We start from the raw sequence: 23,666 nt of genomic DNA, 5'->3' as shown, positions 1-23,666 counted from the left end.
GCTCGCGAAGGCGGTGTGTCAGACGACATCAATGCTGGATGTGCAACCGCCATCGCGGGCAAGCCCGCTCCCACAGGATTGTGGTCAATTGATGCCCCTCACAAGGCACTCACAATGAACTCACGCAACCATTGATGCGCAGGATCGCGATGAACACGCTCGGGCCAGAGCATCGACATCTCGTAACCCGGAACTTCAAGCGGTGGCTCGACCACCTCCAGCGTATGCATATCGCCAACCAGCCGCGACGGCAGCATCGCCACCATGTCTGTGCTCTCCACCACCGACCGCACAAACAGGAAATGCGGGACTGAAAGCACCACTCGGCGCGTCATGCCCACCGCCGAAAGCACCTGGTCGGTGGCACCCTGAAACGCCCCACCATCCCGTGACACGATCACGTGGTCGAGCTCGCAGAACTGCTCAAGTGTCGGTCGCTTTTTCAACTGCGGATGGCCGGCACGACCCACCAAAACATACTGCTCGGTAAACAACGCGCGACGCCGCAAGCCGAGGGGAGCGCCCTCGCTGGTATGAAATGCCAGATCGATTGCCCCCTGCTCCGCTTGTCTGGCTATCTGTGACGGAACCAGGTCAAACACCGCCAGGCGCGTATCAGGGGCTGACGAACGCAGCCCGGCTAACGCAGGCAAAACGATAGTCGTCTCACCATAGTCGGACGCCATGACATTCCACGTCTGCCGTGCCTCGGCCGGGTTGAAAGGGCTGGCGGGCGACACGGCGCGTTCCAGAGCTTCCAGTGCCTGGCGCAACGGCTCGCGCAACTCATCGGCCCTGGCCGTGGGCCGCATGCCTCGTGGCCCTGGCAATAACAACGGATCACCGAAAATGTCCCTCAATTTGGCGAGATGAACACTCACCGACGGTTGAGACAAATTCAGGCGTTGCGCCGCACGGGTCACGTTGTGTTCCGAGAGCAAGACATCAAGGGTCAGCAACAGGTTGATGTCCAGGCGTCGCAGATTATTCATGGTAATACCTGGCATATTGGTTATTCATTTCCAATATACCGGGCAAAGCCCGACTCTGCAGCCTCCTGACACTGGAGACTCAGCCATGAAAGTTCTGCTCGTTTATGCCCATCCCGAACCCAAATCATTGAATGGTTCGCTCAAAGACTTTGCCGTCAAACGCCTGGAGGCTGCCGGCCATCAGGTGCGGGTATCCGATCTATACGCGATGGACTGGAAAGCTTCGCTGGATGCCGATGACAGTCCCGGCCGGCCAGCCGACTCACGGTTCAATCCTTCGCTGGACTCCAAGCGTGCGTTTGAAGAAGGCCGGCAAAGCCAGGACATCGCCCTCGAACAGGAAAAACTGCTCTGGGCCGATGCCGTCATTCTGCAGTTTCCGCTGTGGTGGTTCTCGATGCCGGCGATCCTCAAAGGCTGGGTGGAACGCGTCTATGCCTATGGTTTTGCCTATGGCGTGGGGGAACACTCCGATGCGCGCTGGGGCAATCGTTATGGAGAAGGCACGCTTGCGGAAAAACGGGCGATGCTGATCGTCACCGCGGGCGGATGGGAGTCGCATTACAGTCCGCGGGGCATCAATGGGCCCATCGATGATGTGTTATTCCCGATTCAGCATGGCGTACTGTTTTACCCCGGCTTCGACGTGCTGCCACCGTTCGTGATCTATCGGACCAGCCGCATGGATGAGGATAGATTTTCAACGACCTGTGATGCGCTTGGCCAACGGCTTGATGACCTCTGGAAAACCGCGCCGATTCCTTTCCGACCGCAAAATGCCGGGGCGTACGACATCCCGCAACTCACGTTGCGCGCCGAGATTGCTTCGGATCAGTCTGGATTTGCGGCTCACGTCAGATGGTCGGAACGCGATGCCCCATCCGAGGCGTCAAAGTCGTACGCCAATCCGTAGGAGCTGCCGCAGGCTGCGATCTTTTGATCTTTAGCGATTCAACTGACGCCGAACGTCAAAAGATCGCAGGCTTCGCCAGCTCCTACACCGCCCGTGTACATCCGTGACTCTGTGGCGTACCCACGAAAAAGCCCGCACAAGGCGGGCTTATGGAATCGATGTAGGTGGCCAGTGCTGGTCTCTGGCTTACAAGGTTTATCGGGCCTCTCACAGAACAGTAATTGTTGCTATGGGCTGTTCTGCCTCACACGGCATAAGGGCTGGATCTCAGCGCGGAGATCTTTCTAACCGTGTACCCTTGGGAGCGCGCCCCACGCTTCCTCGCTATCCCTTTGCGCATCAGTCTGCGTCTTCACCTACAACCTCAGAATAGCAAATCGATCGCAGTCCGGGTCGGGCTTTTTAGACCGATTCTTTTCTAAGAGGATGACCGCAGAATGGAAAAATACTAACGCGACCAGGTGACGAGCTAACTCACGGACAGGCTGCCAGTGAGGTTCTGCTGCATGTAAGCCCGGAAACGACGCTGAAACAGCATGGTGTGTTCATGCGCGACCTGCTCGGACTCATCGGGATAACGCCGCCAGCCTTGTGACGGCACGCTGAATCAGGTCCAGTGCGGAGATGTAATCAGGGAATTCTTCGATCTCGAACGGTGTCACCAACGTGGTGCTATTGGGCATAATCGAGACCAGCCCTTCGCTGATTAGTCGCGCAATTTGCATTGAACAAATCCGGTGACTGGAACATTACCTCTGCACCGTTAATTCAGTAAGCATCAGGTTCAGCAAGTCTGTGCCGGGCCAACTCTGCGAAAGCAAACCATGTTACCTACGATGTAAGTTGACACCACTTCCAACATTACAACTGTTCTGCGGAAAAATTACTACACTGTGCGAATATCCGAAAAAACCAAGACCACGGAGTATTATGTTTTAGCAGGTTGTAGTTATGCATGCAGAGTGGCATATTTGCCATATTTCGCGGGTGATTGCTCACAAAATAAAAATAGGATATTATGTAACTTATATTTTCCGTTTGGTTTTCGATCTAACTAATGAATGTAAAGGGTCCAGTCGGTGGATATAGAATTTGTTAATCACGCCTCATTGCTCCTGGAAGAGAAAGGTAGTTTTTTTCTTACTGATCCCTGGTACATTTCACCTGCGTTTGGCGGCTGGATTCAAAACCCCTCACCCAAGACAAAAGTAATTGAAAAATTACTCGCTCTTCCAGCAAGCAAGCTTAATGTCATTATTTCGCATGGTCACGACGACCACCTGGATGAGTTCTTTATTCAGAAGCATTTGGCTGACGCCACGTTCTTCGTTCCGAAATTCAAGACAAATGGATTGGCCAAGCGCATTGAGCGTCTCACAGGTCGTTATCCAGTTGAACTGACGGATGAGGCTTACTTCGTCGAAGGGGTGGAGTTGAGATGCTTCATCAATCCGGAATTTACAGAATATGATTCGATTGTCACGATCATTTCTGAAACGGACGCTGTTATTCATGCCAATGATAATTGGCACGAATATCCGACGGCCCTGACTGAAGCACTCAATCAGTGCTTAAGCGCGGTCCCTGTTGAAAATCGTTACTTCTTTATCCAGTTTGGCATCGCCGATAGCTTTCCGGTTAATTACCCATCCTTTGACAATCAAAGCACGAACGAGATGATTGAATCTCGTTTCAAGTCTTATCAAGATGCAACCACTGCAAACCTTAAGCATCTAGGACTTGATAAAGGATATTACTACGCGAATCAATCGCTGTATCAATACCCTACCTCTTGGGATAAAGCATCGCTCTATGAGCTTGCGCAAGACTTTTTGTGCAGAAACCCGGGCCCGTTTATTCAGTGCGCCTCAGGGATCGACATAAAAACAAGCCAGTTTCACGATACGCCAAGTGATGAGCTCTTTGATTTTCTGCTTAGGAGACTTGAGACCTTTATAAACAATAAAATAGACAGCCCCACGCTAGTCAAGTTGATGACTTCTTCAAATGAGTATGAAACAGGTACCGTTGGCTATGAAGCTTCGCGACAGGTATGGTCAAGGATATTGAATGCCGAGCTGACACTAGAAGCCATTATCATCGGAGGCATGGGGCTCATACACAGGCCAGATCAGAATATATCCAACATTCACAGCAAGGTCTCTAAGCTGGCCTATCTGATTCAAAGCAAAATAATTTCGAGCGGCCTTAACTTTTTAATGGAAAGCAAATGAGAACTCAAGACGGTCAGCTGTTTTTCACCCCTCCCAATCAGGCAGATGCATACAAAGAGTTGCGGGATATTCACGGCCAGATTCATACCATCGCAGGTGAATATTGGAATTGGCCTTCGGTCGCTACACTGACAAGACCGACACTGGCGCGAATATTAAATCTTAATTTTCTATACGATGAAATGCTCCCCGTCGCAGGATCGATCTGCGAGTTTGGCGTTCATTATGGCAGCAGTTTGGCAACGCTACTGAATCTTAGAGCGATCAAGGAACCCTACAACTACTCCAGGCATATTTTTGGGTTTGATACCTTTAGCGGGTTCGCCGCGGTTGACGAAAAAGATGGCGCGCTAGTAAAGTCGGGGGACTTTCATATCGACGACGGGTATGAAAATCTATTAGACCGGCTTCTTCAGGCTCAAGAATCGCTAAGCCCTAATAATCACTTGAAGAAATACTCCCTTATCAAGGGAGATGCTTCAGTGACCTCGAAAAAATGGCTTGAAGAGAATCCTCACTCACTCATATCGATGGCCATTTTTGATATGGATGTTTACAAGCCGACCAAGGATGTTCTGGAAGCGATCAAACCAAGATTGTCTAAAGGTTCGATTATAGTATTTGATGAATTAAATTGCCCTCACTTCCCTGGCGAAACACAAGCCTTGCTTGAGGTGTTTGATATGAACAGCATTGAAGTCAAGAGGTCGCCTTTCCTGCCTTATACTTCATATTTTCGTTTGTAATCCACAACGATGTACCGTATGAATTCTAAAATAGACTTCTAGTTGGTGAAATACCCTCCTACACGTTTATAACGGTTAGCCTCGGTGCCGATGAAGCAGATGCCCTTCACCGACACCGAGTCTGCCGACAAACATAAAGCAGTCCCGCAGCGAGCAAACAGATTCTCAAGTGGCAAACAGCGCACGGATTGACGAGCTCCTCACCCACTCGCTACGAACGCAACACCCCCATCGCCCGCCGATACTTCTCAACGCGCTCCAGATCCTCCCAGGACGGCTGGGCAATCCGCGACAAGTCGCTGTTCTCTTCCAGATCCGCCAGTTTCACCACCCGCCCGATCGGGTTCTGCGCGGCGCGCTCGACAAACTCCTCGTAGGACTCGTCCGGCACCTTGGTCACCGACGCAATTGCCATCAGCACCGTTTCGCTGAAGCCTTCGTTACGCAGATCGTCGAAGCTGATGCCACAGTCCTCGACCACGTCATGCAGCACCGCGACGATGCGCTCTTCCAGCGTGTTCACCCGCAGCATGACTTTCAGCGGATGCAGGATGTAAGGCGCACCGCCCTTATCCACCTGCCCTTCATGCGCCGCCGCGGCGATGGCAATGGCGCGTTCCAGTGTCTGACTCATGGGATTCTCCTCGGGTTAAACGCCGTAACGGCCGGTGAAATGAATGTTGCGCTTGAACCAACCTGCAATCGCTTTCCACCGCCCCACAGGCTTGGCGCCCTCGGCGTGGCGTTCGAGAATCATCGACGCCAGCGTCGCCTGATCGACGCCCGGATGGCCATCCATCAGTTCAGCGACCCAGCCACAACCGGACTTCTGCAAATGCAGACGCCACTCACCCGGCCAAGCCTCAAGCTCCGACACCGCCAACCACACCGCCCCACCCTGCTCGCAATGACCGCCACCGATGGACTGCTCGAAACAAAACGGCGTGTCAGGCCGGGAAAGGTCGATGTGGAAGAGGTAAACGTCCCGGGTTTTGTGCTGCGGCGTGGGGGCGTTGTTGCGACTGCCGATTTCGATCATGGGTGCGTTCCATCCTTGGTTTTCCGTTGGCTGTCAGTCTACGACGGTGGCGGCGCTGAACGGAAGCAAGCGTCCTCTCCACCGAAACCCGCGCCTGATCGTTCGATGAACGCGCGGCCAGGATTTTGAAGTCTGAGAATCTCGTAGGAAATAACCTATTGTGGCGAGGGGGCTTGCCCCCGTTGGGCTGCGAAGCAGCCCCAAACCCTGCTAGCCCGTTTCCTCAGACACATCGCAACGCCCGGTTTTGCGGCGGCTGCGCCAACGAACGGGGGCAAGCCCCCTCGCCACAGTGACCGCGTGTGGTCCTACAGCCCGGTTGCGGCTATCAAAATCGCTGCCTAGAGTGGGTCTGTCGCTGAGCGCAGTTAGCGATAGGGTTTCGCAGCCCCAAGAACAGATGGCCTTCACCGTCGAATGAAAACTCTGGCAAAATTCGCCCGCGTTTCATTTCATGGCGGTTGTGCGTGGGAGACTTTCGAGTCTGCCGGGTTTAGGTCATCTCTCGGTCTGCGAACCCGCGTACAGCTGCCACCCAATTGTTTCGCAGCGAAAAGGTGGCACCTCTATTTACTTTCTTAGAGAACTACCAATGACCATGAATACCCCGCTCCGCCACTACACCCCCATGTCCCACTTCGCCACCGACCACCCCGTCCTCCTCATCGACGCCGACGCCCCATTGCGCGAACTCCACAACTGCCTCAGCGAACGCCTCAGCGCCGTCCTCAAATACCTCAACCTCATGGCCTGCACCAGCCTGCCGGACTACGCCGAGCACGACATCAACACCGTCACCAATATTGCTAGGATCATGGTCCAGGATGTGAGTGATGTGTTTCGGGTGATTGAGCAGCGTGGGTTTGATACGCCTAAGGGGTAATCCTTTTTTAACCACAGCCGTGCTCATTACTCAACATTCTATCTAGCGGCTTTATTTTTTATCGCGACTTCATCTAAATGATTGTTATTTATGACAGTTGATTTGCGAGCGAAAATCATTAAGTATCTGTTGGGCAGCAACTCTTCATGCTGCACATGGATTCGATAGCTCAGGAGAGCATGAAATGGCAAATCTTAATGGATCATATGACGGCGGCCCAAAGAATGAATACCGCCTGAACGTTATAGAAAACAGCGAACCAGCGGGTACCTTTAGTGGAAAATTCCATAACGCTTTAACTAACAATTGGGAAAGCATAACCGGGTATTTTAATTTCTTTACTGACCGTAACGAGACAGTACTCACCTTCTCAACCTCAGGATTTAATTGGAAATGGGAGGCTGACTATGTGAACGGCTCTCGTTCCTTTAACGAATGGGTCGCCAGGCGCACCTCAGATACGAACACTAACGATATTGCAACAATGAAATTTTATAAAGAAACCTGAGCACACGCCAACTCGGACACTTGCCGAAGCCAAAATAACAATGATTAAATTACACGCACACAAACAATTACTCAAACAAACCAAATAGGCTAATTAGAATTAAGCGTCTCAAGCAGATACATTCTGCTTCTCCACAAAAAAACCGCCATTTTTATTTGGGGCGGTTTTTTTGTGGATACAGCATATATAAAAAATCGCCGGATGGGGATTTCTCGCAAGGCCCTGTCTCCAGGGCCCGCAAGACAACACCAATCAGTAAACCTGCACCCGCCACAACTCCCGCGACGAAGAACCCGCCGACATCGGCAGCCTTCCATGCAACGTCCGATAGTTATCAATCAGCACCAAATCCCCCTCACTCCATTGATGGGCAATCATGCACTCCGGGTCATAAACCAGCGCGTTGACCTGTTCCAACAACGCCTGCTGAGCCTCCTCATCATGATCCTGCACAGCCTGACTCAGGGTCTGCAGTGTCGAATCAGTGCCCTCTTGATAACGCAGGATGAGTTCGCCGCTGCGGGGGTGATGATCCACCAGGCTGTACATGCGCGGCGAGCCGCCGAAGTAGGTCATTTTGGTGTAGTAAGTGATGTTCACGTCCTGCCATTGTCGGGCGACTTGCTGCCCGACTTTACGCAGTACGTTTCGGCTATCGACGACGGTGGTCTGGCCCTCGCCCGGCTGCGGCGCGGTCTTGCAATACAGCATGAATTTGCTGGCGCAGAATTTCGGATTGCGCTGAACCTGTGCGTCGCTGTCGGGCAGCATGTTCAGGTCCCAGTGCAAAGGGGTTTTCTCCAGCGAGTGCACCACGCCTTGGGGTTTGTCCGCGGGTTTGACCACGTGCACGGCGCCGAAGGCCCATTCGTACAGCGTGCCGAAGCGTTCGCAGCTGCGAGCAAAACTGTCCTGGTCGTCGAAGCGACAGTCCTTGAGGCAGACGAAACCGAAGGTTTCCACCAGTGCCTCCAGCAGGCCCGTGGACAGTCGTTCGAAACCCAGCCCCAACGGGTCCCGCACCACCAGGCCAAACAGCGGAAGTTTTTGCAGTTCGTATTCGAAGCCTTTGGCCTGCGGGTTTTCTGTTTGGTGGTAGAGCCACGGCCGCCCTTCATAAGTGACCAGCACATGGTGGTCAAGGTCGACCTGGGCGCGGGTGCGAAGGATTTGGCTACCATCGAGGTTGCACACCGGCACGGCATGCCAAGGGCTGTAAACACGGGTCAACCCCTCGGCCAAGCCGAAGGTGAATTTGGGTCCGGCATTGCTGTACTGGTGAACCGACAATCGAATGTCATCACCGAAGAAACGATCCACTGCCGCATTCAATGCCTGCCCGCGATACATCATTTGGTAGGCTTTGAAGTTGATTTGCTGCAGGTACTCGTCCTCGCTCTGCCCGTCTTCACGGCACAGACGCAGGTCGTTGTAGAGGTGACTGCAGAGGTGGTCATGGGCCTGGCTGAGGGAGTCATCTTCGCGGCTCTGCTCGATCAGATCCCCAAGGTTTTTCCAGGGCAGACGGGCCTGCTTGACCAGGCTGGCGCGAACCGAATCGGCACTTTGGGCCTGTGGGAACAGGTCTTCCATACTGACCCATTGAATCGTATGGGTGGTGCACAGTTCACGCAACGCCCGGTTGTAGGTCTCACGAACGTCGTCGGCGACTCCAACAATGTCATTGAACGTCGTGCCGTCACTGAGGATCGACACCACACAACCCGGTGCGTGCAGCGCGGCGATGGCCTGGCCGAGCTGGTCGAGGCGCTCGATGGCGATGACCTCGCCGTAGTCCGGCAGCACGCCGAGTGTCTGGTCAATGGCGTTTGGTGACTTGCAGGGAAAACCTGGCAGTACCAGACGCACCGGCAGGCTCTGATCGAAGCAATGCCCCAGGCGTAGCGCGAGATGCGCTCTGCCTTGTGTGTCGAAACAATCATCGGTGCCTTTGAGCAGATAACCCGCGAGCAAATCGCTGACGGCAGCGATCCATGCGTCTCTATGTTCCATAGAACAACTTCCTTGAGAGTGTGTGTATCAATAGGATTTAACGGTGTCGCCATGCTCGGTGAATGCATGCGCTGTAGCGCAGACTTGCTGCAGAATGCGCAGCAATCCGGCCGGCTGTTCGCAGCAAAAGTTCGGGGCCTGGGCCTGCAATGCAGGGGGTAGGCCATATCCCCAGGTGACCGCCGCCGAGTACATGCCTGCAACACGGGCGGTCTTCAGATCGATCTCGGTGTCACCGACGAACAAACAGCGTTGCGGATCAACCGACAATCGCCGGGCGGCTTCCCATGCCACATCCGGCTGAGGCTTGAGCGCCCTGCCCGCGCGATGCCCCAGAATCGTCCCGAAGGTATTCTGTGGAAGCAGCGCATCGGCTACTTGCCGGGCCATTTCCTCAGTCTTGTTGGTCACGATTGCCAGCGGCACGTGCAACTGGCGACAGCCTTCGAGCAAGGCAAGCACACCGCTGAATGGCCGGGAAAATTGAACAAGGTTGTTTTGATACAGCGCCACATAGCGCTGGTGCAGCGCGACCGCATCTGCAATGCCAAACCGCGTGGCAATCTGCTCGATCATCGCCGCGACCCCGCCGCCGATATAACCCCGCACTGTTTGCGCTGTCTGCGCCGGGCAACCGTGTTCGAGCAACACCTGGTTCAGGCACCAAGTGATGTCAGGCAAGGTGTCGACCAAGGTCCCATCCAAATCGAAGAGTACGGCTTCGACCCGCAACCGAGACGCCCTCATTGAGCACTGGCGTAGTGACAAGGACGCCCCTTGCGGAACACCAAGCGGTGGTAGCGCTCATCGACATTGCTGCGTTTTTCGAGGGTAACCACACCCCGCCGCTTGATGGCCACCGAATGCCAGGGCGTACGCCACAGGTCACTGGTTGGCACCAGTCGAATACCGATCTTCGTCGACACCGCCAGTTGCGGGTGAATCGACAGCCGCAGGCAATGCGGGTAGCGCGCCTGTAACAGAGCACTCCAGGCTTCACTGCGCTGGATCACCCGCTGCGAGGCTGGTTTGGCGACTTTCTTCACCGCATTAAGGCTCATGCCGGCGAATACTTTGAGTCCCGAGTAATCCTCGGAAAGGAAGCGATGGATGCCGCAGTACATCAACATCATGTGCGGATCATCCTTGAAGCGCTGCTGCAACAAGACCAATGACTGACCGTGCTCGATCATCATCTCCTCACGCATGGCGTCCAGACAATCAAGCGGAGGATAGGCATCCCTGAGATCGAAATGGGCGAACGTGCCGGGATAGTGCTGTTCGGCATAGTCCTGAATAGCGTCGGTGTAGGCTTTGACGTCCGCATCGGGAACATGCACCAGGTCAGAGAACACATAGCCATCGGAACAGATATGAATCAGCGCCCCCGGTGCGTAGATCTCCTGGATCTCCTTGCACAGGCGGTGTAACTCGTCGATTGCATGATGTTCAGCAAGATCGGGTAAATGGCTGAGGGTTTTCTTGCGACTCGGCGACTTGCCGGGAAAGGCTGGCAAGACCATTTCGATCTGGCGACCGCTCTCGATCGCCTGCACTACTTTCGCCAGATGGGGTTGCAGCACCTGCAACGAAAGTTCGTGATCCTGCCCCGGGGCAAGGCTACGACGTCGAAACAGGCATTCGAGGATTTGCCGGGCAATGTTCATGTGCGCGATGTTCTGATGCTCGTGCACCAGCTGACCGCACACCTGTTGAGCAACGGTGTTTGAACCCTGCATAGACAATCCCTTGTGTGGTGAATAACGGCCATTTTTTGGCCGTCAGCAGATATTCCTTACCTGAGGGCGGCTAAATTCCTACAAGTCGTTAGGGCTGTCAATCGTGGCAATCAGGAATATTGCGGTCTGCACGAGCTCCTCCGGGTCTGCCGTCGGTGAAGCTATCAATCCTGTCTAACGCTTTCACCATCGGTACACAAGCCAGCTGCAGCCCGGAGGGCGAATGGTAAATAGAAGGTTCGTCACCAACGAAACCGCAGCGCCGGTAAAAGTCAGCGGCGTTCAACGTGGCGTCCAGATTGACCTCCTTCAGCCCCAGATCTCGTGCCAGGCATTCAAGGTGGTCCAGGATTTTCAAGCCAAAGCCTCGTTGCATAAAGCTCGGGAGCACAAAGATCGCGCCGATTTCGCTCCTATCTAGGTCAAGCATTCCTGTCGCCACCGGCTCACCCTGAATACAGCCCAGATAAAAGTGCTTATCCATCAGGTCGCTATACCCGTCCTTGGCTGCTCCTGCCGTCCAGGCCAGCATTTGCTCCGTGGTATAGGCACCGATGCATTGATGCCGTATCGCTTGAAGGCGAATGTCGAACGCAGTTTGGGCATCGCTGTGCGTGGCGCGTCTAATCTCGAACATTTCGTTCTCCGTTAGCCATCGGTAGACGGAGAACTAAAAAGCCCCGTCCATTTCTGGCGAGGCCTTGGGTTTTTACGTCAAATCCTATGAACGCATGACCTCATGGCCCGCCAGCGGCGGTCATGGAGGAGCACATCATGTTCATGCGGCGTGTGTAGGTCATGGGTCGATAGTGTTTGGGATGATTCGGGTTGTCAATCGTGGAGCGGAAGGACCAGGAGAAGTCCCCTCAAGTCACTCCTTTGCTGCTTCAGATATCAATCCAGCAATGCGACTTTCTTCAGAAGCTCATAAAGTCCATCTGGAACCAAAGGTGACCCATTAGTGAAGCTTGCGACGCCATGCCATTTCGCTATGAAGGCCGTGCCGTCACTCTCACACGCCTTCAACTGCGGCAATTCGTAGACGTTCGCATCCACAAATTTTGCATCGTACACCTGAACAATTTCATGCCCTGGAGTGCCGGCATAAGTGAAGATGCTCTCAAGCGTACCGAGTAAGCGAACATCAGAGATGGGTAACCCGAGTTCCTCTTGTACCTCTCGCACAACTGCCTGGACACTGGTTTCGCCGAATTCGATGCCTCCACCGAGCGGGCGGAAAAACGTCTGTTTTTTTATTGAGTCGTAAGCTTCGTTGACCAGAATTTTTCCGTTGTGATGGAAGACGCAGAGTGCGAGGGGGCGGATGCGTTGTGTGGTCATGAGGTGAAGTCCATTTACTTTGAAAAAGCCCGTAGCAGCTACCGATGGCTGCTACAGGTTTGATGTTCGCTATCGGTATCAGAAGTTAGCCGGGGTGTTGGCGCTGATGATTTCAGCCTCATCCGCCCCAATATTGCGAAATCGATGCGGCAACGTCGTCGGAAAGTAATACCCATCCCCGGCATTCAGCACACTAATCTGACCATCCACCGTCAACTCAACCGTCCCCCGAGTCACCAGCCCACACTCCTCCCCCTCAGCATGCACGATGGGCTCTTCACCAGAGCTGGCCCCAGGCGCGTATTGCTCGCGCAAAAGTCGCATCTGCCGGCTCGGCACCGAAGCCCCGATCAGCAATAACCGCAGCCCATGACGCCCGAGGTCCGGCTGTTCATTGGCACGGAACACGTATTGATGCTCACGCGGCGGCTGGTCGAAGGTGAAGAAGTCCGCCAAAGACATGGGGATGCCTTCGAGCAGTTTTTTCAGGGAGCTGACGGAGGGACTGACGCGATTCTGTTCGATCAGGGAGATGGTGGCATTGGTGACGCCGCTACGCCGGGCCAGCTCGCGCTGGGACAGTTTGTAGCTTTCGCGTACTAATTTGAGTCGTGAGCCCGTGTCCATGACAGCCTTATGCGAAGAATACTTAAGGGGTAATGGGGGTGGGTGGCGGGCGACTGGTGGCCGCGGATTTCGCCGTTTCCCGTCCCGGAACCGTGGAAGGCGGGTATTAAATCACGTTTGTTGGTGTTGCTCAGCAGGTTCGATAAACGGCTATGCAAAAAGCTGCCGGCCTCTGATGCCAGTCAGTTTTTGAGCGGGAACTGTGGCGAGGGGGCTTGCCCCCGTTGGGTCGCGAAGCGGCCCCAAAACCTGCAACCGTGGTGCATCAGGTACACCGAATGTGCTGGTTTTACGACTGCTTCGCAGCCGAACGGGGGCAAGCCCCCTCGCCACGAAAGCCCGCGCCCGCAGAGATTGGGTCTGGGTTAGATACCGAACCGGTCGCGCAGTGCGTAATACGCGGCGCCCATGGCGGTGAGTGGGGCCTGGAAGGTGCGGCCGCCGAGCATGGGCATGTGTGGCAGGGAGGCGAAGGCGTCGAAGCGTTCGGCGTCGCCGCGGATCATTTCCGAGATGAGTTTGCCGGCCAGGTGCGAGCAGGTGACGCCGTGGCCGCTGTAGCCTTGCATGTAGTAGGCGTTTTTTTCGATGCGACCGAATTGCGGCATGCGCGACATGGTCAGCAGGAAGTTGCCGGTCCAGCGGTAGTCGATTTTTACGTCTTTCAATTGCGGGAAGGTCTTGAGGATTTTTGGTTTGATCAGTTGTTCGATGTCGTCCGGTTCGCGGGCGCCGTAGACCACGCCGCCGCCGTACAGCAGGCGGTTGTCGGCGGTGAGGCGGTAGTAGTCGAGCAGGTAGTTGCAGTCTTCAACGCAGTAATTGTTGGTGATCAGGCTGCGGGCGACTTTCTCGGACAGCGGCTCGGTGACGACGATTTGCGAGCCGCAGGGCATGCTTTTGCGCGTGACGCGGTTGTCGAGGTCTTGCGGCAGGTAGGCGTTGCCGGCGATCAGCAGGTACTTGGCCCGAACCACGCCTTTGGTGGTGCGCACGGTGATCGGCTCGCCGTAGGTGATTTCCACAGCGGCGGATTGCTCGTAGATTTTGCCGCCCAGGCTGATGATCGCAGCGGCTTCACCGAGGGCCAGGTTCAGCGGATGAACGTGGCCACCCTGCATATCGAGCAGGCCGCCGACGTAGTTGTCGCAACCGACTTCGCGCTTGATGTCAGCCGCGTCGAGCATTCTCAGGTTTTTGTTGCCGTAGCGCTCCCAACTGCTCTTCTGCTCGGCCAGGCCGTTGAGTTGCTTTTTGTTCAGCGCAGCGAAGATGCCGCCGGGGCGGTAGTCGCATTTGATGTCGTACTCTTTGATGCGCGAACGGATGATGTCGGCGCCTTCGAAGATCATGCTGCCGAGCACTTCGGCGGTTTTGTCGCCGTAGCGTTCTTCGATCACATCGACGTCGCGGCTGTAGGAATTGACCAGTTGGCCACCGTTGCGACCGCTGGCGCCGAAACCGACTTTGGCGGCTTCCAGTACGGTGACGCTGTAGCCCGCTTCGCTGAGGAACAGCGCCGAGGACAAGCCGGTGTAGCCGGCGCCGATGATGCAGACGTCGCAGTCCACCGCTTGTTCCAGCACCGGGAAGTCACCGGTGAAATTACGGGTGGCGGCGTAGTAGCTGTTTACATGGGTTTGTTTCATACGTTTCTCCGAGGGCCGCCAACATGTGCCGGCGACCGCCGCTGTAAAAGTGTTAGAGCTTGATCCAGGTCGCTTTGAGTTCGGTGTATTTGTCGAACGCGTGCAGCGATTTGTCCCGACCGTTACCCGACTGCTTGAACCCACCGAACGGCGCGGTCATGTCGCCGCCGTCGTACTGGTTGACCCAGACGCTGCCGGCGCGCAAACCGCGAGCGAAGGTGTGGGCCTTGCTGAGGTTGCTGGTCCACACGCCGGCCGCCAGACCGAAGATGCTGTCGTTGGCGATCTGCAGGGCTTCTTCAGCGGTGTCGAAGGTGATCAGCGACAGCACCGGGCCGAAGATTTCTTCCCTGGCGATGGTCATGGCGTTGGTCACGCCATCGAAAATCGCCGGTTCCACGTATAGGCCACCGGTGTCTGCGAGGGTACGATTGCCGCCAGCGATCAGTTGCGCGCCCTGGTCTTTGCCGATCTGGATGTAGCGCAGCACGTTCTCCAGTTGGCGCTGATCGACGACGGCGCCAACGGTGGTTTCCGGATCCAGGGCGTGGCCCGGTTTCCAGGCTTGCAGCGCTTCCAGCAGCAGTGGAATGAATGGCTCGCGAATCGAGCGCTCCACCAGCAGGCGTGAGCCAGCGGTGCAGACTTCGCCCTGATTGAAGGCAATCGCGCTGACCGCGGCCTGAGCTGCTGCGCGCAAGTCTGGTGCATCAGCGAACACCACGTTCGGGCTCTTGCCGCCCGCCTCCAGCCAGACGCGTTTCATGTTGCTTTGCCCGGCGTAGATCAGCAGTTGCTTGGCAATCGCGGTGGAGCCGGTGAAGGCCAGCACGTCGACGTCCATGTGCAACGCCAGCGCCTTGCCGACGGTGTGACCGAAGCCAGGCAGGACGTTGAACACGCCTTTGGGGATGCCGGCGTCGAGGGCCAATTGCGCGATGCGAATGGCCGTCAGTGGTGACTTTTCCGAAGGCTTGAGGATGAACGAGTTGCCTGCCGCCAAGGCCGGAGCGAATTTCCAGCTGGCCATGATCAGCGGGAAATTCCACGGCACGATGGCAGCGACCACGCCTGTCGGTTCACGGGTGATGAGGCCGAGTTGGTCGTGCGGTGTGGCGGCGACTTCGTCGTAGATTTTGTCGATGGCCTCGGCGCTCCAACGAATCGCGTTGGCGGTCGCCGGGATGTCGATGCTCATGGAGTCGCTGATCGGTTTGCCCATGTCCAGGGTTTCGAGCAGCGCCAGTTCTTCCTGGTTTTGCAGAATCAGATCAGCGAAACGAATCAGGATGCGCTTGCGCTCGGCCGGGGGCAGTTTGGCCCAGATGCCGGATTCGAATGTGCGGCGTGCAACCTGTACGGCGGCATTGGCGTCGGCTTCGTCGGTGCTGGCGATGTTCGCCAGGAATCGGCCGTCGACGGGGCTGATGCATTCGAAGGTATCGCCGCTGAGTGCCGCGCGGTATTGGCCATCGATGAATGCGCGGCCTTCTAGTGTGAGGGACTGGAAGCGTTGCTCCCAGTCGCTGCGAGTGTTTGTCATGGTTGTGACTCTACGCAGAGGAATAGTTGATCGTTGGATTGATGCCAACCAGTTAAGTATCAGAACACCGCAATCCACTGTGGGAGCGGGCTTGCTCGCGAAGAGGCCATCACATTCAACATTGATGGCGACTGACCCACCGCTTTCGCGAGCAAGCCCGCTCCCACATTTGATTGGCGGCGCATGCAGAGAATGCATACACCGCTAGGCCAATCAAACCGTATGCAAGTACCAGTTGTACTCAAGGTCGGAGATGGAGTTTTCGAACTCGGCCAGCTCGCTTTCCTTGCACGCCACGAACACGTCGATGTACAGCGGGTCGATGTAGCGCGCCATGACTTCGCTGTCGTCCAGCTCGCGCAGTGCATCGCGCAGGTTGTTCGGCAGGCTTTGCTCGTTCTGCTCGTAGCTGTTGCCTTCGACCGGGGCGCCCGGTTCGATTTCGTTGGTCAAGCCGTGGTGAATACCGGCCAGCACCGACGCCATCAGCAGGTACGGGTTGGCGTCGGCGCCGGCTACACGATGTTCGATGCGCACGGCATCTGCCGAACCGGTTGGCACACGTACCGCAACGGTGCGGTTGTCGATGCCCCAGCTTGGCGAGTTCGGCACGTAGAACTGCGCGCCGAAGCGGCGGTACGAGTTAACGTTCGGACAGAGGAACGCCATCTGCGCCGGCAGGGTCTCGAGCACACCGCCGATCGCGTGACGCAGTGCGGCGTTCTGCTCGGGATCCTCGCTGGCAAAGATGTTGTTGCCTTCTTTGTCGAGAATCGAAATGTGCACGTGCAAACCATTGCCCGCCTGGCCCGGATACGGCTTGGCCATGAAGGTGGTGTCCATCTCGTGGTCGTAGGCGATGTTCTTCACCAGACGCTTGAGCAACACCGCGTAGTCGCAGGCCTTTATAGGGTCGGAGACGTGATGCAGATTCACTTCGAATTGCGCCGGGGCGCTCTCCTTGACGATGGCGTCGGCAGGGATGCCCTGCTCTTTCGCGCCTTCGAGGATGTCTTGCAGGCAGTCGACGTATTCGTCCAGGTCGTCGATCAGGTACACCTGAGTCGAGTGCGGACGTTTGCCGGACACCGGCGAGCGTGGCGATTGCGGACGACCGTTCACGTTGTCCTGGTCGATCAGATAGAACTCGAGTTCGAACGCTGCGCAAATGGTCAGGCCCATGTCATCGAACTTGCTCACCACCTGACGCAACACTTCACGCGGGTCAGCGAAAAACGGCTGGCCTTCGAGTTCGTGCATGGTCATTAACAGCTGCGCGGTCGGGCGCTTCTGCCAGGGTTCGATGCTGAGCGTATTGGGGATGGGGAAGCAGATGCGATCCGAGTCGCCGATGTCCAGACCCAGGCCAGTGCTTTCCACCGTGGAGCCGTTGATGTCCAGGGCAAACAGTGACGCCGGGAGGTTAATGCCTTTTTCGTAAACCTTATGAAGACTGGTGCGTTCGATGCGCTTGCCGCGCACCACACCGTTCATATCCGCAATCAGAAGGTCGACGTACAAAACCTCAGGATATTTCTTAAGGAATGCGTTTGCTTCGTTGAGTTGAACGGCACGCAGAGGGACCGACATGATGCACCTATTAGCTGTTAATTATTATGTTCACTTCACGTTCACGAGCCCAGTCAACCCGAACGGCAAAGTGAAGTCAATAGCGAACACCCGGCCTCTCACCCTTTATTTTCTGGGCTTTTTTGGGCACAAGAGTGCCAAACAAGTCTTGCACACCGCGTAAATCCTGAAGATCGGACGCCCGGCGTTTAGAATTTTTACATGAGAGTTGTTAATTAAAATCAACAAGGCTAAGCTCCGGAAAAGCTCGTTCAAGTGTGAAACTTCGAGGTGATAAAAATGGCATTCAAGCCATTGATCGGCGTTACTGCGTGCGTCAAACAGATTGGCCTGCACCCCTACCACGTCAGCGGCGACAAGTATTTGCGTGCTGTCAGCGTCGCGGCTTTGGGGTTGCCAGTGGTCATTCCTTCCTTAGGCGATCTGACCGAAATCGATGACCTGCTCGCGCAGCTCGACGGTCTGTTGCTGACCGGCTCGCCATCAAATGTGGAACCCTTCCACTATCAAGGCCCGGCCAGTGCCCCCGGTACGGATCACGATCCGCAACGGGACGCCACCACCCTGCCCTTATTGCGCGCAGCCATTGCCGCCGGTGTTCCGGTGCTCGGCATCTGCCGGGGCTTTCAGGAAATGAACGTGGCGTTCGGCGGCAGCCTGCATCAGAAGGTGCATGAGCTGCCCGGCTATCTCGATCACCGCGAAGCGGATCACCCGGACCTGGCTGTGCAATACGCGCCTGCTCATCTTGTAAATGTGCAACCGGGCGGTGTGTTCGAAGCGCTGGATTTGCCGCAGGTGTTCCAGGTGAATTCGATTCACAGCCAGGGCATCGACCGACTCGCTCCCGGCCTGCGCACCGAGGCAATCGCGCCGGATGGTTTGATCGAGGCGATTTCCGTCGAGCACAGCAAGGCCTTCGCTGTCGGCGTGCAATGGCACCCGGAATGGCAGGTGCTTTCGAATCCTCCCTACTTGAGTATTTTCCAGGCGTTTGGCGAAGCGTGCCGGCAACGGGCGGCGCTGCATAATTCGCGCTGACGTCAAAAAGCATTCAACGATTTAACTGCCCCCGTGAGTCTGGCGGGCGTGCCTTTGCGCGCCGGTCGCTCACGTAATAGATGAACCGCAATAACAACAAGTACGACCAGGCAGCCAGGACGGCGGTGCCGAATAAGCCCTCCGGTACGGGTAAGCGCAAATCCCTGTAGGAGCGAGGCTTGCCCGCGAAGGCGGTGTGTCAGGCAACGATGATGTCGACTGATACACCGTCTTCGCGGGCAAGCCTCGCTCCTACAGGGGTCGCGTTGGCACCGTACGGCTTGGGCTTGCAATCAACTACTAAGTCAGGCCGCGTTGGCCCGACGACTGAAACCTGTTGGGAGTTTCATATGGCAAACGCCTCCAGCATCTACAGGAAGGCTCTTGAAGGTCACCAGGCACCGAAAAAGGTGTTGGTGAAAGTCGACCGCGTCACCAAGAAATTCGACGAAACCACCGCCGTGGACGATGTGTCCCTGGAGATCCATCAAGGGGAAATCTTCGCCCTGCTCGGCGGTTCCGGCTCGGGCAAATCGACGCTGCTGCGCATGCTCGCCGGCTTCGAGCGCCCGACCGAAGGGCGGATTCTGCTCGACGGTGTCGACATCACCGACATGCCGCCGTACGAACGGCCGATCAACATGATGTTCCAGTCCTACGCGCTGTTCCCGCACATGACGGTGGCGCAGAACATCGCCTTCGGCCTCAAGCAGGACCGTTTGCCCGCCAGCGAAATCGACGCCCGTGTCGAAGAAATGCTGCGGCTGGTGCACATGACCCAGTACGCCAAACGCAAACCCCATCAGTTGTCCGGCGGCCAGCGTCAGCGTGTCGCCCTCGCCCGTTCTTTGGCCAAGCGGCCGAAGTTGTTGCTGCTCGACGAACCGATGGGCGCACTGGATAAAAAGCTGCGCTCGCAGATGCAACTGGAGTTGGTGCAAATCATCGAGCGGGTCGGCGTGACCTGCGTGATGGTGACCCACGATCAGGAAGAAGCCATGACCATGGCCGAGCGCATCGCGATCATGCACTTGGGCTGGATCGCCCAGATCGGCAGCCCGGTCGACATCTATGAAGCGCCGGTCAGCCGCATGGTCTGTGAGTTCATCGGCAACGTGAACGCTTTCGATGGCACCGTGGTCGAGGATCTGGAAGGTCACGCGATCATTCACAGCCCGGATCTACAACAGAAGATCTACGTCGGTCACGGCGTAAGTACCTCGGTGCAGGACAAGTCGATCACCTACGCCATCCGCCCGGAAAAAATGCTGGTCAGCACCCTCAAGCCCGAGACTCGCTACAACTGGTCCGAGGGCAAGGTGCATGACATCGCCTACCTCGGCGGCCACTCTGTGTTTTACGTGGAATTGCCTGGCGGCAAGATCGTCCAGTCGTTCATGGCCAACGCCGAACGCCGTGGCGCGCGCCCGACCTGGGACGATCAGGTCTACGTATGGTGGGAAGACGACAGCGGCGTGGTACTGCGCTCATGAGAACCTTCAATCAGCAGTTCCTGCGCCTGGTGCCCAGTGGGCGCAAACTGGTCATCGGCATTCCGTTCCTGTGGTTGTGCCTGTTTTTCCTGTTGCCGTTCTTCCTGGTGATGAAGATCAGCTTCTCGGAAGCGGCGCTGGCCATTCCTCCCTACTCCGAGATTTACACCTTCGCCGAACAGAAATTTCAGCTGCTGCTGAACATCGGCAACTACTCGCTGCTGACCGAAGATGAGTTGTACGTCTCGGCCTACTTTGGTTCATTGAAGGTCGCGTTTTTAAGCACGCTGATGTGCCTGGTGATCGGTTTCCCGATGGCCTATGCGATCACCAAGGCCAACAAGGAAACGCAGAACGTTTTGCTGCTGTTGATCATGATGCCGACCTGGACCGCGATCCTGATCCGCGTCTATGCGTGGATGGGCATTCTCAGCAACAACGGTTTGCTCAATGCATTCCTGATGTGGACCGGGCTCACGTCGCAGCCGATCGAGATCCTCAATACCAACACCGCGGTCTATATCGGGGTGGTTTACGCGTACCTGCCGTTCATGGTGTTGCCGCTGTACGCCAACCTGGTCAAGCACGATCAGAGCTTGCTGGAAGCCGCGTCGGACCTGGGCTCGAGCAACTTCAACAACTTCTGGAAAATCACTGTGCCGCTGGCCAAAAACGGGATCATCGCCGGTTGCATGCTGGTGTTCATTCCGGTGGTGGGTGAGTTCGTGATTCCGGAACTGTTGGGCGGCCCGGAAACCCTGATGATCGGTAAAGTGCTCTGGCAAGAGTTCTTCAACAACCGCGACTGGCCGGTGGCATCCGCCTTGGCAGTGGTGATGCTGGCGATCCTGATTGTGCCGATTCTGCTGTTCAACCGCAGCCAGGCCAAAGAGATGGAGGGACGGGGATGAAACGCTTCGGATTTTCAAAGTTCATGCTGATTTTCGGCCTGTCGTTTATCTACCTGCCGATGCTGATTCTGGTGATCTACTCGTTCAACGCCTCGAAACTGGTGACGGTGTGGGGCGGTTGGTCGGTGAAGTGGTACGTCGGCCTGCTCGACAACTCGCAACTGATGGGCTCGGTGGTGCGCTCCCTGGAAATCGCCTGCTACACAGCGATTGCCGCCGTGGCGTTGGGCACCCTCGCCGCTTTCGTGCTCACCCGTGTGACGCGCTTCAAGGGTCGCACGCTGTTTGGTGGTCTGGTGACGGCGCCGTTGGTGATGCCGGAAGTGATCACTGGTCTGTCGCTGTTGCTGCTGTTCGTGGCCATGGCGCAGTTGATTGGCTGGCCGCAGGAACGTGGTTTGGTGACGATCTGGATTGCGCACACCACGTTCTGCGCAGCGTATGTGGCGGTTGTTGTTTCAGCGCGTTTGCGTGAGCTGGACCTGTCGATTGAAGAAGCGGCCATGGACTTGGGTGCGCGTCCGTTCAAGGTGTTCTTTTTGATCACCATCCCGATGATCGCGCCTTCGCTGGCGGCGGGCGGCATGATGTCGTTTGCCCTGTCGCTGGATGATCTGGTGTTGGCGAGTTTCGTCTCTGGCCCAGGCTCGACGACCTTGCCGATGGAAGTGTTCTCGGCGGTGCGTCTGGGTGTGAAGCCTGAGATCAATGCCGTGGCGAGTCTGATTCTGTTGGCGGTGTCGCTGGTGACTTTCCTCGTCTGGTACTTCAGCCGCAAGGCCGAAGCCACGCGCAAACGGGCGATCCAGGAAGCGATGGACCAGACTGCTAGCGAGTCTTGGCAGCAACCGAAAAACCAGCGAGTTGAAGCAACGGCCTAGACGAAGAACCTGTAGGAGCGAGGCTTGCCCGCGAAGAACGATGACGCGTAATACCTGAAAAACCGCGGTGCATTCTTCGCGGGCAAGCCTCGCTCCTACAATTGGTTTTGTGTTCTACAAAAAGAAAATGGAGTTGTACCGATGAAAATGTTTGGCAGGACTCTGCTGACACTGTCCTTATTGGGCGCGATGGCTACCGGTGCCCAGGCCAATGACAAGGTATTGCGCGTCTACAACTGGTCGGATTACATCGCCCCGGACACGGTCAAGAAGTTCGAAGACGAGACCGGCATCCGCGTGACCTACGATGTGTTCGACAGTAACGAAACCCTTGAGGCACGCTTGCTGGCCGGTAAATCCGGCTACGACATCGTGGTGCCGTCCAACAGTTTCCTGGCCAAGCAGATCAAGGCTGGCGTCTATCAGCCGCTGGATAAATCGAAGCTGCCGAACTGGAAAAACCTCAACCCGGTACTGCTGAAAAACGCCTCTGCCAGCGATCCTGACAACGGCCATGCGTTCCCGTATATGTGGGGTTCGATCGGTATCGGTTACAACCCGGCCAAGGTCAAGGAAGTGCTGGGCACTGATGCGCCGGTGAACTCCTGGGACCTATTGTTCAAACCGGAAAACGCCGCGAAGCTCAAAGCCTGTGGCATCAGCTTTCTTGATTCGCCGACGGAGATGCTCCCGGCCGCCCTGCACTATCTGGGCTACCCGGTGAACTCCCAGGACAAGGCGCAGATCGCCGAAGCCGAAGCGCTGTTCATGAAAATTCGGCCGTCGGTGGCTTACTTCCATTCGTCGAAGTACATCTCCGACCTGGCCAACGGCAACATCTGCGTCGCCGTCGGTTACTCCGGCGACGTGCTGCAAGCCAAGGCCCGTGCCAAGGAAGCCGGCGACAAAGTGAAGATCGAATACAGCATCCCGAAAGAAGGCGCCGGCAGCTTTTACGACATGGTCGCCATCCCACGGGACGCGGCCAACGTCGACAACGCCTACCTGTTCATGAACTTCCTGATGCGCCCGGACATCATTGCCGAAGTCACCAACAGCGTCGGCTACAGCAACGCCAACGCAGCGGCCACGCCACTGGTGGATGAAGCGATTCGCGACGACCCGGGTTCGTATCCGCCGCTAGCGGTGATGGCGACGCTGTATGCGATTCCAGATATGCCGATCGGTATTCAGCGGGTGATGACCCGGGGCTGGACGCGGGTGAAGCTCGGTAAGTGATGCAAATCGAACACAAAATATCTGACTACCACGGAGCAAAATGTGGGAGCGGGCTTGCTCGCGAAGGGACCATCACATTCAACATCATTAGTGACTGACCCACCGCTTTCGCGAGCAAGCCCGCTCCCACAGGAGTCCGTGGTGGAGCGCAGATGATCGTTCCCACGCGCAGCAAAGGAATGCCTCCACGGACGCTCCGCGTTCGGCTCTGGAAGGGACGCGGAGCGTCCCGGGCTGCATTCCCACGCAGAGCGTGGGAACGATCAGTGGCAAGGTTTCAACCA

Annotated in this window: 22 protein-coding genes and 1 pseudogene; 10 read left to right on the top strand and 13 right to left on the bottom strand. The window is 56.3% G+C overall.

Annotated elements, in window-relative coordinates:
* Positions 1-98: 98 nt before the first annotated feature.
* Positions 99-992 (bottom strand): LysR family transcriptional regulator, encoded by an 894-nt coding sequence (locus F6R97_RS27825; protein ID WP_038984237.1) that lies wholly within the window; start codon positions 990-992, stop codon positions 99-101.
* Between the two features lie 85 nt (positions 993-1,077).
* Here F6R97_RS27825 and F6R97_RS27820 point away from each other — a divergent pair, with 85 nt between their 5' ends.
* On the top strand, positions 1,078-1,905 hold the full coding sequence (locus F6R97_RS27820; RefSeq protein ID WP_315867442.1) for an NAD(P)H-dependent oxidoreductase: 828 nt from the start codon (positions 1,078-1,080) through the stop codon (positions 1,903-1,905).
* Positions 1,906-2,471: 566 nt separating this feature from the next.
* Here F6R97_RS27820 and F6R97_RS27815 read toward each other — a convergent pair.
* Entirely contained in the window at positions 2,472-2,630 is a 159-nt protein-coding gene (locus tag F6R97_RS27815; protein WP_231669681.1) for a hypothetical protein, read from the bottom strand.
* A gap of 354 nt (positions 2,631-2,984) precedes the next feature.
* Here F6R97_RS27815 and F6R97_RS27810 point away from each other — a divergent pair, with 354 nt between their 5' ends.
* Both F6R97_RS27810 and F6R97_RS27805 read left to right on the top strand, forming a co-directional pair.
* Positions 2,985-4,139 carry an MBL fold metallo-hydrolase gene (locus F6R97_RS27810; protein WP_038983818.1) on the top strand — a complete coding sequence of 385 codons (1,155 nt, stop codon included), beginning with the start codon at positions 2,985-2,987 and terminating at the stop codon, positions 4,137-4,139.
* Positions 4,136-4,885 (top strand): crotonobetainyl-CoA--carnitine CoA-transferase, encoded by a 750-nt coding sequence (locus F6R97_RS27805; protein WP_038983819.1) that lies wholly within the window; start codon positions 4,136-4,138, stop codon positions 4,883-4,885. Before F6R97_RS27810 ends, F6R97_RS27805 begins: the two co-directional genes overlap by 4 nt.
* 211 nt (positions 4,886-5,096) lie before the next feature.
* Here the strand turns inward: F6R97_RS27805 and F6R97_RS27800 are convergent, their stop codons facing one another.
* Together F6R97_RS27800 and F6R97_RS27795 are read right to left on the bottom strand one after the other, a co-directional pair.
* The gene (locus F6R97_RS27800) at positions 5,097-5,519 is read right to left on the bottom strand and encodes an HD domain-containing protein (RefSeq protein WP_038983820.1); all 423 of its coding nucleotides are present in this window, start codon (positions 5,517-5,519) and stop codon (positions 5,097-5,099) included.
* Positions 5,520-5,534: 15 nt separating this feature from the next.
* Positions 5,535-5,924 carry a hypothetical protein gene (locus tag F6R97_RS27795; RefSeq protein ID WP_315867441.1) on the bottom strand — a complete coding sequence of 130 codons (390 nt, stop codon included), beginning with the start codon at positions 5,922-5,924 and terminating at the stop codon, positions 5,535-5,537.
* Positions 5,925-6,516: 592 nt separating this feature from the next.
* Here F6R97_RS27795 and F6R97_RS27790 point away from each other — a divergent pair.
* Entirely contained in the window at positions 6,517-6,807 is a 291-nt protein-coding gene (locus F6R97_RS27790) for a fructose-bisphosphate aldolase (protein ID WP_315867440.1), read from the top strand.
* A gap of 184 nt (positions 6,808-6,991) precedes the next feature.
* Positions 6,992-7,315, top strand: a complete 324-nt coding sequence (locus F6R97_RS27785; RefSeq protein ID WP_038983825.1) for a hypothetical protein — start codon at positions 6,992-6,994, stop codon at positions 7,313-7,315.
* 252 nt (positions 7,316-7,567) lie between these two features.
* On the opposite strand, the gene F6R97_RS27780 is transcribed toward F6R97_RS27785, so the two are convergent.
* The 9 genes and pseudogenes from F6R97_RS27780 to F6R97_RS27740 form a co-directional block, all read right to left on the bottom strand.
* The gene (locus F6R97_RS27780; RefSeq protein WP_315867439.1) at positions 7,568-9,328 is read right to left on the bottom strand and encodes an isocyanide synthase family protein; all 1,761 of its coding nucleotides are present in this window, start codon (positions 9,326-9,328) and stop codon (positions 7,568-7,570) included.
* Between the two features lie 27 nt (positions 9,329-9,355).
* Positions 9,356-10,075: an HAD-IA family hydrolase gene (locus F6R97_RS27775; RefSeq protein ID WP_315867438.1), complete on the bottom strand. Its 720-nt coding sequence runs from the start codon at positions 10,073-10,075 to the stop codon at positions 9,356-9,358.
* Positions 10,072-11,067: an isocyanide synthase family protein gene (locus F6R97_RS27770; RefSeq protein ID WP_038983830.1), complete on the bottom strand. Its 996-nt coding sequence runs from the start codon at positions 11,065-11,067 to the stop codon at positions 10,072-10,074. The genes F6R97_RS27775 and F6R97_RS27770 overlap by 4 nt, the downstream gene beginning before the upstream one ends.
* Before the next feature lie 175 nt (positions 11,068-11,242).
* Positions 11,243-11,704: pseudogene (locus tag F6R97_RS27765) on the bottom strand (GNAT family N-acetyltransferase); the annotation flags it as partial.
* A 257-nt stretch (positions 11,705-11,961) separates the two neighbouring features.
* The gene (locus F6R97_RS27760; RefSeq protein WP_315867437.1) at positions 11,962-12,408 is read right to left on the bottom strand and encodes an NUDIX hydrolase; all 447 of its coding nucleotides are present in this window, start codon (positions 12,406-12,408) and stop codon (positions 11,962-11,964) included.
* 78 nt (positions 12,409-12,486) lie between these two features.
* A complete protein-coding gene (locus F6R97_RS27755) occupies positions 12,487-13,035 on the bottom strand; it encodes a cupin domain-containing protein (RefSeq protein ID WP_008011722.1) in 549 nt (182 codons plus the stop codon).
* Between the two features lie 365 nt (positions 13,036-13,400).
* On the bottom strand, positions 13,401-14,684 hold the full coding sequence (locus F6R97_RS27750) for an FAD-binding oxidoreductase (protein WP_315867436.1): 1,284 nt from the start codon (positions 14,682-14,684) through the stop codon (positions 13,401-13,403).
* 52 nt (positions 14,685-14,736) lie between these two features.
* Positions 14,737-16,227, bottom strand: coding sequence for an aldehyde dehydrogenase (locus tag F6R97_RS27745; protein WP_038983835.1), 1,491 nt, complete (start codon positions 16,225-16,227; stop codon positions 14,737-14,739).
* Between the two features lie 213 nt (positions 16,228-16,440).
* Entirely contained in the window at positions 16,441-17,817 is a 1,377-nt protein-coding gene (locus F6R97_RS27740; protein WP_050681361.1) for a glutamine synthetase family protein, read from the bottom strand.
* Between the two features lie 279 nt (positions 17,818-18,096).
* On the opposite strand from F6R97_RS27740, the gene F6R97_RS27735 reads away from it, so the two are divergent.
* From F6R97_RS27735 to F6R97_RS27715, 5 genes are all read left to right on the top strand, one after another.
* A complete protein-coding gene (locus tag F6R97_RS27735) occupies positions 18,097-18,858 on the top strand; it encodes a gamma-glutamyl-gamma-aminobutyrate hydrolase family protein (RefSeq protein WP_315867435.1) in 762 nt (253 codons plus the stop codon).
* 350 nt (positions 18,859-19,208) lie between these two features.
* Positions 19,209-20,351 (top strand): polyamine ABC transporter ATP-binding protein, encoded by a 1,143-nt coding sequence (gene potA / locus F6R97_RS27730; RefSeq protein ID WP_050681360.1) that lies wholly within the window; start codon positions 19,209-19,211, stop codon positions 20,349-20,351.
* Between the two features lie 29 nt (positions 20,352-20,380).
* On the top strand, positions 20,381-21,262 hold the full coding sequence (locus tag F6R97_RS27725; RefSeq protein ID WP_174160179.1) for an ABC transporter permease subunit: 882 nt from the start codon (positions 20,381-20,383) through the stop codon (positions 21,260-21,262).
* Positions 21,259-22,143, top strand: a complete 885-nt coding sequence (locus tag F6R97_RS27720; RefSeq protein ID WP_038983843.1) for an ABC transporter permease subunit — start codon at positions 21,259-21,261, stop codon at positions 22,141-22,143. Before F6R97_RS27725 ends, F6R97_RS27720 begins: the two co-directional genes overlap by 4 nt.
* 141 nt (positions 22,144-22,284) lie before the next feature.
* Positions 22,285-23,382, top strand: coding sequence for a polyamine ABC transporter substrate-binding protein (locus tag F6R97_RS27715; protein ID WP_315867434.1), 1,098 nt, complete (start codon positions 22,285-22,287; stop codon positions 23,380-23,382).
* The last annotated feature ends 284 nt before the right edge of the window (positions 23,383-23,666 follow it).

The sequence above is a fragment of the Pseudomonas sp. JV414 genome (assembly GCF_032424305.1).
Lineage (GTDB): Bacteria > Pseudomonadota > Gammaproteobacteria > Pseudomonadales > Pseudomonadaceae > Aquipseudomonas > Aquipseudomonas lini.
This window is presented reverse-complemented; position numbering and strand designations above follow the sequence as displayed.

Bases quoted from the DNA above. Each gene is read 5' to 3' on its own strand.
- F6R97_RS27825 (WP_038984237.1), bottom strand. From the start codon at position 992: ATGAATAATCTGCGACGCCTGGACATCAACCTGTTGCTGACCCTTGAT.
- F6R97_RS27820 (WP_315867442.1), top strand. From the start codon at position 1,078: ATGAAAGTTCTGCTCGTTTATGCCCATCCCGAACCCAAATCATTGAAT.
- F6R97_RS27815 (WP_231669681.1), bottom strand. From the start codon at position 2,630: ATGCAAATTGCGCGACTAATCAGCGAAGGGCTGGTCTCGATTATGCCC.
- F6R97_RS27805 (WP_038983819.1), top strand. From the start codon at position 4,136: ATGAGAACTCAAGACGGTCAGCTGTTTTTCACCCCTCCCAATCAGGCA.
- F6R97_RS27800 (WP_038983820.1), bottom strand. From the start codon at position 5,519: ATGAGTCAGACACTGGAACGCGCCATTGCCATCGCCGCGGCGGCGCAT.
- F6R97_RS27795 (WP_315867441.1), bottom strand. From the start codon at position 5,924: ATGATCGAAATCGGCAGTCGCAACAACGCCCCCACGCCGCAGCACAAA.
- F6R97_RS27790 (WP_315867440.1), top strand. From the start codon at position 6,517: ATGACCATGAATACCCCGCTCCGCCACTACACCCCCATGTCCCACTTC.
- F6R97_RS27785 (WP_038983825.1), top strand. From the start codon at position 6,992: ATGGCAAATCTTAATGGATCATATGACGGCGGCCCAAAGAATGAATAC.
- F6R97_RS27780 (WP_315867439.1), bottom strand. From the start codon at position 9,328: ATGGAACATAGAGACGCATGGATCGCTGCCGTCAGCGATTTGCTCGCG.
- F6R97_RS27775 (WP_315867438.1), bottom strand. From the start codon at position 10,075: ATGAGGGCGTCTCGGTTGCGGGTCGAAGCCGTACTCTTCGATTTGGAT.
- F6R97_RS27770 (WP_038983830.1), bottom strand. From the start codon at position 11,067: ATGCAGGGTTCAAACACCGTTGCTCAACAGGTGTGCGGTCAGCTGGTG.
- F6R97_RS27760 (WP_315867437.1), bottom strand. From the start codon at position 12,408: ATGACCACACAACGCATCCGCCCCCTCGCACTCTGCGTCTTCCATCAC.
- F6R97_RS27755 (WP_008011722.1), bottom strand. From the start codon at position 13,035: ATGGACACGGGCTCACGACTCAAATTAGTACGCGAAAGCTACAAACTG.
- F6R97_RS27750 (WP_315867436.1), bottom strand. From the start codon at position 14,684: ATGAAACAAACCCATGTAAACAGCTACTACGCCGCCACCCGTAATTTC.
- F6R97_RS27745 (WP_038983835.1), bottom strand. From the start codon at position 16,227: ATGACAAACACTCGCAGCGACTGGGAGCAACGCTTCCAGTCCCTCACA.
- F6R97_RS27740 (WP_050681361.1), bottom strand. From the start codon at position 17,817: ATGTCGGTCCCTCTGCGTGCCGTTCAACTCAACGAAGCAAACGCATTC.
- F6R97_RS27735 (WP_315867435.1), top strand. From the start codon at position 18,097: ATGGCATTCAAGCCATTGATCGGCGTTACTGCGTGCGTCAAACAGATT.
- potA (WP_050681360.1), top strand. From the start codon at position 19,209: ATGGCAAACGCCTCCAGCATCTACAGGAAGGCTCTTGAAGGTCACCAG.
- F6R97_RS27720 (WP_038983843.1), top strand. From the start codon at position 21,259: ATGAAACGCTTCGGATTTTCAAAGTTCATGCTGATTTTCGGCCTGTCG.
- F6R97_RS27715 (WP_315867434.1), top strand. From the start codon at position 22,285: ATGAAAATGTTTGGCAGGACTCTGCTGACACTGTCCTTATTGGGCGCG.